Below are 524 nucleotides of genomic sequence, written 5' to 3' on the forward strand. Positions count from 1 at the left end.
CCGGAGTATTGGGAGGAGCAGACACAGAGAGCCAAGAGCGATGAGCAGTGGTTCCGAGTGAGCCTGAGGACCGCACAGAGATACTACAACCAGAGCAAGGGCGGCTCTCACACGTTCCAGCGGATGTTCGGCTGTGACGTGGGGTCGGACTGGCGCCTCCTCCGCGGGTACCAGCAGTTCGCCTACGACGGCCGCGATTACATCGCCCTGAACGAAGACCTGAAAACGTGGACGGCGGCGGACACGGCGGCGCTGATCACCAGACGCAAGTGGGAGCAGGCTGGTGATGCAGAGTATTACAGGGCCTACCTAGAGGGCGAGTGCGTGGAGTGGCTCCGCAGATACCTGGAGCTCGGGAATGAGACGCTGCTGCGCACAGATTCCCCAAAGGCCCATGTGACCTATCACCCCAGATCTCAAGTTGATGTCACCCTGAGGTGCTGGGCCCTGGGCTTCTACCCTGCTGACATCACCCTGACCTGGCAGTTGAATGGGGAGGAGCTGACCCAGGACATGGAGCTTGT

Annotated in this window: 1 protein-coding gene; it reads left to right on the forward strand. The window is 60.9% G+C overall.

Annotated features, from left to right (window positions below; genetic code table 11):
- The coding region (locus tag DJ010_RS23070) for a major histocompatibility complex class I-like protein (RefSeq protein ID WP_146207439.1) at positions 1-524 on the forward strand (524 nt) is incomplete at both ends.

Source organism: Nocardioides silvaticus (assembly GCF_003160695.1).
GTDB lineage: Bacteria > Actinomycetota > Actinomycetes > Propionibacteriales > Nocardioidaceae > Nocardioides > Nocardioides silvaticus.